Source organism: Candidatus Burkholderia verschuerenii (assembly GCF_001189365.1).
Taxonomy (GTDB): domain Bacteria; phylum Pseudomonadota; class Gammaproteobacteria; order Burkholderiales; family Burkholderiaceae; genus Caballeronia; species Caballeronia verschuerenii.
Window position 1 is genome coordinate 1 of record NZ_LFJJ01000231.1, and the last position, 8,371, is coordinate 8,371.

Annotated in this window: 5 protein-coding genes and 2 pseudogenes; 3 read left to right on the plus strand and 4 right to left on the minus strand. The window is 63.4% G+C overall.

Annotated elements, in window-relative coordinates:
* Positions 1-156: 156 nt before the first annotated feature.
* Positions 157-1,152, minus strand: a complete 996-nt coding sequence (gene trxB, locus BVER_RS25870; RefSeq protein WP_050455695.1) for a thioredoxin-disulfide reductase — start codon at positions 1,150-1,152, stop codon at positions 157-159.
* Positions 1,153-1,567: 415 nt separating this feature from the next.
* Between trxB and BVER_RS25875 the strand changes: the two genes are divergently transcribed.
* A complete protein-coding gene (locus tag BVER_RS25875) occupies positions 1,568-3,880 on the plus strand; it encodes a DNA translocase FtsK (RefSeq protein WP_050455698.1) in 2,313 nt (770 codons plus the stop codon).
* 22 nt (positions 3,881-3,902) lie between these two features.
* Positions 3,903-4,580, plus strand: coding sequence for an outer membrane lipoprotein chaperone LolA (gene lolA / locus BVER_RS25880; RefSeq protein WP_050455699.1), 678 nt, complete (start codon positions 3,903-3,905; stop codon positions 4,578-4,580).
* 27 nt (positions 4,581-4,607) lie between these two features.
* On the opposite strand, the gene BVER_RS25885 is transcribed toward lolA, so the two are convergent.
* Complete coding sequence (locus BVER_RS25885) at positions 4,608-5,069, minus strand: hypothetical protein (RefSeq protein WP_157056225.1); 462 nt, start codon at positions 5,067-5,069, stop codon at positions 4,608-4,610.
* A gap of 222 nt (positions 5,070-5,291) precedes the next feature.
* Positions 5,292-6,199, minus strand: a pseudogene (locus tag BVER_RS25890) (LysR family transcriptional regulator).
* 219 nt (positions 6,200-6,418) lie between these two features.
* Between BVER_RS25890 and speB the strand changes: the two are divergent.
* Complete coding sequence (gene speB / locus BVER_RS25895) at positions 6,419-7,330, plus strand: agmatinase (RefSeq protein WP_232316790.1); 912 nt, start codon at positions 6,419-6,421, stop codon at positions 7,328-7,330.
* Between the two features lie 23 nt (positions 7,331-7,353).
* On the opposite strand, the pseudogene BVER_RS25900 reads toward speB, so the two are convergent.
* Positions 7,354-8,371 (minus strand): annotated as a pseudogene (locus tag BVER_RS25900) (cytosine permease); the annotation flags it as partial.

Below are 8,371 nucleotides of genomic sequence, written 5' to 3' on the forward strand. Positions count from 1 at the left end.
TTCTTCATCCATGGCCTGATCGGCGCTTTGTCGTCAAGCACTCAAGGTAGGAGCCCGGTGCCTAAATTGGGCACGCCGGGATCTGTGCGGGGGGTGTTCAGTAATGGACATCCCTACCGCAATCGGCTCGCTCCGCCGCGCATGGCGCTTTAACCTTTAACGATCCGCTTCGTGGCTCATCGAATGCGCGGTCGGCGTTTCGTCGATCGATTCGAGATAGCGCTGTGCATCGAGCGCGGCCATGCAGCCCGTGCCCGCGCTGGTGATGGCCTGGCGATACACGTGATCCTGCACGTCGCCCGCCGAGAACACGCCGGGGATGCTGGTGGCCGTCGCGTTGCCGCTGGTGCCGCCCTTCGTGATGATGTAGCCGTTCTTCATTTCGAGCTGGTTCACGAACAGATCGGTGTTCGGCTTGTGACCGATCGCCACGAAAATGCCTTGCAGCTTGAGATCGGTGGTGTCGCCGTTTTGCGTGTTCTTCACGCGCAGGCCGGTCACGCCGGAATCGTCGCCGAGCACTTCGTCGAGTACGTGATTCCACTTGATTTCGACGACGCCTTCCTTTTCTTTCGCGAGCAGGCGGTCGATCAGGATCGGCTCGGCGCGGAATTTGTCGCGACGGTGAATCACCGTCACCTTCTTCGCGATGCCCGCGAGATACAGCGCTTCTTCGACCGCCGTGTTGCCGCCGCCGATCACCGCGACTTCGCCGTTGCGATAGAAGAAACCGTCGCAGGTGGCGCAGGCCGACACGCCCTTGCCCATGAACGCTTCTTCCGACGGCATGCCGAGATATTGCGCCGATGCGCCGGTCGCGATGATCAGCGAATCGCACGTATATTCGCCGGAATCGCCGATCAGACGCAGCGGCTTTTCATTCAGCTTAGCCGTGTGGATGTGATCGAACACGATCTCGGTATTGAAGCGGCGCGCATGTTCCTCGAAGCGCTGCATCAGTTCCGGGCCCTGCACGCCGGACGGATCGGCGGGCCAGTTTTCGACGTCGGTGGTGGTCATCAGCTGGCCGCCTTGAGCCAGGCCGGTGATGAGCAGCGGCGACAGGTTCGCGCGCGCCGCGTAGACGGCCGCCGAGTAACCTGCGGGGCCGGAACCGAGAATCAGCACTTTGGCGTGTTTGGGCGATGACATGGCGTTTCTTCCGTAATTGTTAGTCGATGCGAAGGCGCTTGACCCGAAGCCGCGCGACGATAGCAGCGAGGCAGCAATATCGACGCCAGCGGCGTGGCGGCCACCGTTCGAGCGACGGCCCGCGCCTCCAGTGAATCGTAGTTTGATGCAAAACAACGATTATAAAGGCCGCCGGAAAAGCCTTCCGAATGAACCTTTCAATTGCCGCGATAGCGCCTTTTAAAGCGTTTCGCCGCATAAAACGCGTCGATCCGCGCGTCTTGCGCAAGTGTGATGCGCGCGTCACGAGTGTTACAGGTTGCAAGCGTCGCGGCGGTTTTACGCCGTGCATCGCAATGCAGCGTTTACAATAGGTCACCGTTTTATGCGGCATCGGCGTGATCGCGCGCCGCCGCGAACAGGCGACAACGAATCAATGGCCAAAGCTACTTATTCCGCGAGCCCGCAGGCATTGCCGCACCGCATGTCGCGGCTCTTTACCGAGATTCGCTGGATTCTCCAGGTCGCGCTCGGATTGTTTCTCGTGATGGCGCTGCTCTCGTACAGCCGGAAAGATCCGAGCTGGACGCATGCGGTGAGCGTCGATCGCATATCGAACTGGGCGGGACGCGTCGGCACTTACACGTCGGACATTCTGCTGCTCGTGTTCGGCATGTCCGCGTGGTGGCTCGTCGTGCTGCTGGCGCGACGCATTGTCGCGAACTATCGGCGCATTACTGAACCGCCGGTCGTCGATGAAGACGCGCCGAAGGACCGCACCTGGCTTGCCGAAGCGTTCGCCTTCGTGCTCGTGCTGCTCGCCAGCGACGGTATCGAGGCGCTGCGCATGTGGTCGCTCAAGGTCCAGTTGCCGCGCGCGCCGGGCGGCGTGGTCGGCGATCTGGTCGCGCGGCATATTTCGCACGCGCTCGGTTTCACCGGCGGCACGCTGTTGCTGCTGATTCTGCTCGGCATCGGGCTGTCGCTGTATTTCCGTTTCTCGTGGCTCTCCGTCTGCGAGAAAGTCGGCGACGGCATCATGAATGCCGTGACCGGCGCGCGTCTGCGTCGCGAGGAAGGTCGCGATCGCAAGCTCGGCGAGGAAGCCGCATCGAAACGCGAAGGCAAGGTGGTGCGTTCGCGCGCGAAGAGCGAAGATCACGAACCGGTGATGATCGTTCCGCCGGTCAAGACGCCCGCGCGTTCCGAGCGCGCCGAAAAGGAAAAGCAGGTGCCGCTGTTCACCGACCTGCCGGGCGATTCCACGCTGCCGCCGCTCGCGCTGCTCGATCCGCCTCCCAAGACTCACGACACCATTCCCGCCGACACGCTCGAATACACCTCGCGTCTCATCGAAAAGAAGCTGAAGGATTTCGGCGTCGACGTGAGCGTGGTGGCGGCGTATCCGGGTCCGGTCGTCACGCGTTATGAAATCGAACCGGCGACGGGCGTGAAGGGCAGCCAGATCGTCGGGCTCGCGAAGGATCTGGCGCGCTCGCTGTCGCTGGTGTCGATTCGCGTCGTCGAGACGATTCCGGGCAAGAACTTCATGGCGCTCGAATTGCCGAACCAGCGCCGTCAGACGGTCCGGCTCTCGGAGATTCTCGGCTCCGAAGTGTATGCATCGGCGAATTCGAATCTGACGATGGGTCTGGGCAAGGACATCGGTGGCAATCCGGTCTGCGCCGATCTCGCCAAGATGCCGCACTTGCTGGTCGCGGGCACGACGGGTTCGGGCAAGTCGGTCGGCATCAACGCGATGATCCTCTCGCTGCTGTACAAGGCGAGCGCGGAACAGGTGCGGCTGATCCTCATCGATCCGAAGATGCTCGAAATGAGCGTCTACGAAGGCATTCCGCATCTGCTGTGTCCGGTCGTCACCGACATGCGGCAGGCGGGCCACGCGCTCAACTGGACCGTCGCTGAGATGGAGCGGCGTTACAAGCTGATGAGCAAGCTCGGCGTGCGCAATCTCGCCAGCTTCAACAGCAAGATCGATGACGCGAAGAAGCGCGACGAGAAGATTCCGAATCCGTTCAGCCTGACGCCGGACGAGCCGGAACCGCTCACGCGCCTGCCGAATATCGTCGTGGCGATCGACGAACTCGCCGACCTGATGATGGTCGTCGGCAAGAAGGTCGAGGAACTGATCGCGCGGATCGCGCAGAAGGCGCGCGCGGCCGGCATCCACCTGATTCTGGCGACGCAGCGGCCTTCGGTCGACGTGATCACCGGCCTGATCAAGGCCAACGTGCCGACGCGGATGGCGTTCCAGGTGTCGTCGAAGATCGATTCGCGCACGATTCTCGATCAGCAGGGCGCGGAATCGCTGCTCGGCATGGGCGACATGCTGTACTTGCCGCCGGGCACGGGTCTGCCGGTGCGCGTGCACGGCGCGTTCGTGTCGGATGAGGAAGTGCATCGTGTGGTCGACAAGCTGCGCGAGCACGGCGAGCCGAATTACATCGAAGGCATTCTGGAAGGCGGCCTCGCGGGCGAAGGCGACGAAGGCTCGGCGGGCGGCGGAACCGGCGCGGGCGACGGCGAGTCCGATCCTCTGTACGATCAGGCGGTCGAGATCGTCATCAAGAACAAGCGCGCATCGATTTCGCTGGTGCAGCGGCATTTGCGCATCGGCTATAACCGCGCGGCGCGTCTGCTCGAGCAGATGGAAAACTCCGGGCTCGTGTCGGCGATGTCGTCGAACGGCAACCGCGAGATTCTCGCGCCGGCGCGCGATGCGGAATGAGCATTATCTGGAGAACTACAGCATGAAGCAGTACGCGGGGAACAGGTTGAAGCAGATCGTCGGCGCGGCGTTGTTGTCGTCGATGATGATCGCGTCGCACGCGTTCGCGAGCGGCACCGAGCAACTGAAGGCGTTCGTGTCGCAAGTCCACGCGGCGCGCGGCGATTTCACCCAACAGGAAGTCAAGCAGCCGGGCAAGGCCAACAACGGCGCGAGCGCATCGGCGATGCCGACGAAGAGTCAGACGTCGAGCGGCACGTTCATGTTCGCGCGGCCGGGCAAGTTCATCTGGTCGTACGACAAGCCGTATTCGCAAATCCTGCAGGCCGATGGCGACAAGCTCTACGTCTACGACAAGGACCTGAATCAGGTCACGATTCGCACGCTCGGCGGCGCGCTGGGCGCAAGTCCCGCCGCGATCCTGTTCGGCAGCAACGATCTGGAAAAGAACTTCACGCTGCGCGATGCGGGCGAGAAGGGCGGCATCGACTGGCTCGAACTGAAGCCGAAAGCGAAGGACACGCAGTTCGAATCGGTCGGCATCGGCTTCAAGGACGGCAATCTGCAGGCAATGGAACTGCACGACGTCTTCGGCAACGTCACGCTGCTGACGTTCTCGAACATTCAAAAGAACCCGCCGATCAAGGGCGATACGTTCAAATTCACCGTGCCGAAGGGCGCGGACGTGATCAACGGTTGATCTTCATCGCATAGCACGCGCGGCCATCTAGTTGTAGGTCGTGACGAGCGTCATCGGCCCGCTATCTTTTCCTCGCATCGACAAGACGCCGCCCGCCGCGCCGACGTGAAACGCACCCGCTTTCGACGCGATTCGCCGGCCGTGGCCATCGATAAAACGCGTCTCGATGGCGCCCGCTTTCGCGCGTCCGTCCGCGGCGCGAATCGAGACCTCGGCGCTCGGCGCGCTGTTGGGCAGCGCATCGAAACTCACCGACGCGACGTGCGCGCCCGTGGCATCGACGGCGGTTTCGCTCAGCGAGACGAAGCCGTCCGATTGCGCCGCCGAACGCGCGCCGATCATGAACAGCGGCGAGTACAGCGCCCCGTGAAACGTGATGGTTCCTCCCGGCATCGTGTACGCCGACACCGATGCGCACACGCCCGCTGCCGTGCAGGCCACGGCCAACCGTCCGATGCTTTTTGCAACTCGTAGCTTTGCTGCGTTCATCTTTTCTCCCACGCGAAAAGAAGGACTGCTGTTGTTGTTCGAGTAAGCACGATCGCCTGGCGAGTCTTAATCGCGCAAGGCGAATCGTCGGACGATCATAAGATAAGTCCGATTATTGGATCAACGGATTTTTACAGGATCGGCCGAAAGTCTTGTTGGTATTGGCTTTCGGGCATTTGGACTGTTTAATTTATTGCTCTGTAGCAGTCAAATAGGCGATCGCTAGCGATGCGCGGCGGCCATATCCTCAATGAACGCATCGACGATTTCGCGTTTTGCATCGGCGGGGCCGCGCGTGCGTCGCGTGCGCGTGACCATCTGAAAGCCGACGCGATAGCGCATCGCGCGCGGATTCAGCGGCGCGAGCAAACCGTCCTTCACGTAAGGCGTGGCGAAGTGCTCGGGCAGATAGCCGAGATGCTGTCCGGACAGCACGAGCATCGCGACCGCTTCCATGTTGTCGGCGACCGCGCCGATATTGCGCGGCGCAAGCGCGGCCGCTTCGGGCAGCGGATAGCTGCGCCAGGCCCACGCGTAATCGGCGGCGTGCGCGGCATCGACGGAACCGGCTTGCGCGAACAGCGGATGCGCGCGCGAGCAATACGCCAGCTGGTCTTCGGAAAAGATCGCGGCGTAGTCGAGCGACGGCACGCGATGCCAGAAGTAGCCGATCGCCATCTGGATGCGATCGGCCAGCAGCATTTCCTCGAGCTCGCCCGGCGAGCGCACCAGCACGGCGAAGCGCACCGATTCGTCGCGGGCGCGGAAGCGGGCGATCGCCTCGCTGATGCGCGCGTTCGCCCTCACCGGCGTACTGCCGATGATGCCGAGCGTCATCGTACCGACCAGCTTTCTGCCGACATTGCGCGCGGTGGAATCGAAGGTATCGATGGCGGCGAGCAGCGTGCGGCAGGCATCGACGAACTGTTCGCCGCGCGAGGTGAGCGCGAAGCCCGCCCGCGTTCGCACAGCCGGTAGCCGAGGCGCGCTTCGAGCGTCGCCAGTTGCGTGCTGATGGTCGACTGTCCGACGTTGAGCGTCGCCTGCGCGGACGACACGCCGCCCGCATCGACGATGGCGAGAAATACGCGGACGAGCCGCAGATCCAGATCCGAAAGCGTGGAGAACATGGCGCGCGCCGATACATCGATGAAGATCGATGTGAAGTTGATTTTTGAGCTATTTTATCTTGCTCGCGATAAGGGTATTAATGCTCGAACCGGTTCTTTCGAGCTCATTTATCGCCATGAATTACGAAGACGTCTTCGCTTTTCGCGCCCGCCGAGCACTTCGGCTCGTATTTCGTCGATCATCGCGCGGGGCGTCCGCAGCCGCTGTCGGGCAATCAGATGCAGCGTTGCGGCGGTATCGCCACGATGATGCGGCCGCCGCAAGTCGCCTCCGCCGTCGGGCTGGACGTGTGTTTCGTCGGCGTGCCGTTCGATCTCGGCACCTCGAACCGCACGGGCGCGCGTTTCGGGCCGCGTCAGGTGCGCAGCGAATCGGTGCTGCTGCGGCCGTACAACATGGCGACGCGCGCCGCGCCCTTCGATTCGCTGCGCGTCGCCGATATCGGCGATGTCGCGATCAATCCGTACAACCTGCTCGATTCGATCGATCGCATCGAACGCGCGTATCGCGAGATCGTGTCCCACGGCTGCAAGCCGATCACGCTCGGCGGCGATCACACCATCGCCTTGCCGATCCTGCGCGCGATGCACGCGAGGCACGGCAAGGTCGGCCTGATTCACGTCGATGCCCACGCCGACGTCAACGACACGATGTTCGGCGAGAAGATCGCGCACGGCACGCCGTTTCGTCGCGCGGTGGAGGGCTTGCTCGATTGCGAGCGCGTCGTGCAGATCGGCTTGCGCGGCACCGGCTACAAGGCGAGCGATTTCGACTGGTGCCGCGAGCAGGGTTTTCGCGTCGTGCAGACGGAAGAATGCTGGAACAAGTCGCTCGCGCCGCTGATGGACGAAGTGCGCGCGCAAATGGGCGACGGGCCGGTGTACTTCACCTTCGATATCGACGGCATCGATCCGGCCTTCGCGCCGGGCACGGGGACGCCGGAGATCGCGGGACTGACGGTGCCGCAGGCGCTGGAGATCGTGCGCGGCGCGTGGGGGCTGAATATCGTCGGGGCGGATGTGGTGGAAGTCGCGCCGCCGTACGATCCGTTCGGCACGACGGCGTTGCTGGGGGCGAATCTGGCGTTCGAGTTGTTGTGTGTGTTGCCGGGGGTGCAGAGGCGGGCGTAGGGCGTATGCCCGCCTCTTGAGGCTCACGACGCCAACGCCGCCCGCCGCGTCGACACCAGCACCAGATATCCCACCGCGCCCAGCGCAAGCGAAGGCAGCGTCGCGCCGAGATTCGGCAGCCACTGGTTGATCGCGTGATATGCCGCAATGCCGATCGCCCACGCGATAAACGCGCTCACATGCCAGCCGCCCGAATAGCCGTAGCGCCCGCCGACATCCGCGAGCGCGGCGGCATCGATGCGACGCTTGCGCACGATAAAGTGATCCGCCAGCACGACGCCGAACAGCGGCGCGAACACCGAGCCGATCAGCAGCAGGAAGTTCTGATACTTGCCCATCGCGACGATCAGCGCGCCCAGAACGTGCCCGTCGATACCGCGGCGGAATGGATATCCGCGAACGCGTTGTCGATTTCATCGATGAGAATCAGCAGCAGCGCGATGCCGCCGCCCGCCTGCGCGAAGGCCACGGTCAGCAGCGCATCGCCGCCGCCCGCCGCGAGCCCGTACACCGCGCCGAGCGCATAGAACCACAGATTCGCGATGCCGTATCCGAACAGCGTGCCGCGAAACGTGCCGCCCGCGCTGCGCCCGAAGCGTGTGTAATCGGCGATCAGCGGCAGCCACGACAGCGGCATAGCCACGACCAGATCGATGCCCGCGCCGAACGCCATCTCGCCGTTGCCCGGCCGCGCCATCAACTCGCCGATAGGCTGCTTCGCCAGCAGATTCCACGTCAGCCAGCCCGCGCCCGCCAGCAGCAGCCAGATGCCCCAGGTGCGCAGAAAACGTCGCACGAAGGAGAGCGGGCCGCTGATCGCCAGCACCGTCGCGAGGACGCCGAAGATCAGCGTCCAGACGAGCGGCATCGACAGATTGAAGGCCTGTTTGGCGAGGGCATCGGCGGAATCGCGCATCACGATGATTTCGAACGAGCCCCAGCCGACCAGCTGCACCGCGTTCAGCACCGCCGGCACCGACGCGCCGCGCACGCCGAGCGTCGGCCGAAGCGACGACATCGCCGCGAGCCCGGTGTCCGTGC